This window comes from Chamaesiphon sp. OTE_20_metabat_361 (assembly GCF_031364565.1).
Genome location: NZ_JANLWO010000356.1, coordinates 1 through 2,002 on the forward strand (window position 1 = coordinate 1; position 2,002 = coordinate 2,002).

At 49.2% G+C, this 2,002-nt stretch carries 3 protein-coding genes and 1 pseudogene; 2 read left to right on the forward strand and 2 right to left on the reverse strand.

Annotated elements, in window-relative coordinates:
* Positions 1-1,301 (reverse strand): tetratricopeptide repeat-containing serine protease family protein (locus tag RMO35_RS10375; RefSeq protein WP_309740963.1); only part of this gene is annotated, 1,301 nt, incomplete at its 3' end.
* A gap of 29 nt (positions 1,302-1,330) precedes the next feature.
* On the opposite strand from RMO35_RS10375, the gene RMO35_RS10380 reads away from it, so the two are divergent.
* Together RMO35_RS10380 and RMO35_RS10385 are read left to right on the forward strand one after the other, a co-directional pair.
* On the forward strand, positions 1,331-1,549 hold the full coding sequence (locus tag RMO35_RS10380; RefSeq protein WP_309740965.1) for a hypothetical protein: 219 nt from the start codon (positions 1,331-1,333) through the stop codon (positions 1,547-1,549).
* A gap of 182 nt (positions 1,550-1,731) precedes the next feature.
* Positions 1,732-1,878, forward strand: a complete 147-nt coding sequence (locus RMO35_RS10385; RefSeq protein ID WP_309740967.1) for a hypothetical protein — start codon at positions 1,732-1,734, stop codon at positions 1,876-1,878.
* Between the two features lie 23 nt (positions 1,879-1,901).
* On the opposite strand, the pseudogene RMO35_RS25275 reads toward RMO35_RS10385, so the two are convergent.
* A pseudogene (locus RMO35_RS25275) lies at positions 1,902-2,002 on the reverse strand (signal peptidase I); the annotation flags it as partial.

Below are 2,002 nucleotides of genomic sequence, written 5' to 3' on the forward strand. Positions count from 1 at the left end.
GTCTGTTTCAGAAAAGCACGATTGTAGCAAGCATTGGCATTATTGGGATTGAGTTGAATCGCGCGGTTAAAATCGGCTAATGCTCCCTGGCTGTCATTGAGTTTGTCAACTTTCAGAATACCGCGATTGTTGTAAGCTCGATCATCATTGGGATTGAGTTGAATCGCCCGGTTAAAATCGGCCAATGCTCCTCGGCTGTCATTGAGTTTGTCATCTTTCAGAACACCGCGATTATAGTAAGCGAGAGCATAATTGGGATTGAGTTGAATCGCGCGGTTATAATCGGCTAATGCCCCCTGGCTGTCATTGAGCTTGTCATCTTTCAGAACACCGCGATTGGTGTAAGCATCAGCATCATTGGGATTGAGTTGAATCGCTCGATTATAATCTGCTAATGCTCCCTGGCTATCATCTAGCTTAGATTTAGCAATACCACGAATATAGTAAGTATCAGCAAGATTGGGATTGAGTTGAATCGCGCGATTCATATCGGCTAAGATACCCCGATAGTCACCCTTGCTCTCTTTAAAGATCGCACTAGCAATCAGATCGTCTACAGGTTTTGGTTTAGCAGCTACCGTCACAGGTGTATAACCACCGATACCAGCGGCAGTAGCCAGCTTGGTAAATGTATTGACTGTAATGCCCAGGTTGAAGCCAGTTTTCACCCGCACTCCATCATTCATCGTCTTTTCGATCTTGGTATCCACATCCCCTTGCCCGTGGATGGCAATCACTTCCCCTTTATCGTTCCACACGGGGCCGCCACTGTGCCCTGGCAGAGTATTGTTGCTGTAAATCAGTGAATAACCCTGCTCTTGCTGCTTGGTACTACTATTACTAACTACATCACCTTTGACAAAGACAAAAATCGAATTGCTAATCGTCGAAGAGAGTGGGTAGCCAGATACATAGACATTCTCACCCGCTTCGACTAAATCGGAGTTGGCGATTAATTTGGCAACTGGGTAGTTTTTGCTACTGGTGAACGTAAAGACAGCCAGATCGACCTGATTCGGAAAGGTTTTGATATTGGCAACCGGATATTTCGTATCGTCGGGGGTGGTGACTTGACAGGCACTTTTTTTCACCGCATGAGCCGCCGTCAGTACGGTGTAAGTACTCCCGGCTCGGCGAATGATGACCCCAGAACCAAAACCACAAGCACTAATCTTTACGGTTACTTGCTTGGCAATTCTCTGAACTTCGATCGCACTCTTGGCGACGGCGATAGTCTGCACGAGGGGAATAGTCGCGGCTACACCAATCAGTCCGACCCAGAGGGCGATTTTCGATGACATGGACGTGTTTTTATGTGGTGACAAGATCGATGTTAATCTATTTTGCCTCGATCGATGAAATTACTGGATGGCGATCGATCGCTAAATTGGCGTTGCTAAGTTGGAGTATGATTCGCCCTCACCCCGCCCTCACCCCGCCTTCGCCTCCGGCTCTGGCTCCCCTCTGTCTTGTCGTTGCTTGGTTGATTTTCATGGTCGGGAAACCCGACCGAAAATCAATCCGCTTTTTTATTCGGGGGGAACCCTAGACATAAAAACGCCGCTAAACCGTCGGGGAACAGAGGCGTGCGCGAATCGCTCCCAAGCTTGGGAGCGACCCAAATCGCGCTGAGGTTCCCTCAGCGTGCGTTTGGGTCAAGACAGCGGCGCATCGAACGGGAGGTTCCCTCCCGTTTGTGTGCGTCAAGACAGAGGGGCTGGGGGTGAGCGGATGAAATCGCGCAGAGGCTTCCTCAGCGTGCGTTTCACCAAGCAGGGCAAGGTCTATGCTTTATACCCCAATTCAGCAACGCCGACATTTGCAATTCACGATCCACTATTCACGATCCACGACCCACTATCCACACTAGATGTCTAATTTGTCACTAAGAAGGGAGTAAGCTAGCGATAATCAGGTTGAGGATCGATCCCACCCGCTCGGTTAATCGGCCAAAACCGGACTGACGCCTTACCAATGATTTTGTCCTTGGGGACAAAGCCCC

What these genes read in the sequence shown, in the direction of transcription:
- RMO35_RS10380 (WP_309740965.1), top strand. Translation starts at nt 1,331, where the DNA reads ATGTTAATCTATTTTGCCTCGATCGATGAAATTACTGGATGGCGATCG.
- RMO35_RS10385 (WP_309740967.1), top strand. Translation starts at nt 1,732, where the DNA reads ATGAAATCGCGCAGAGGCTTCCTCAGCGTGCGTTTCACCAAGCAGGGC.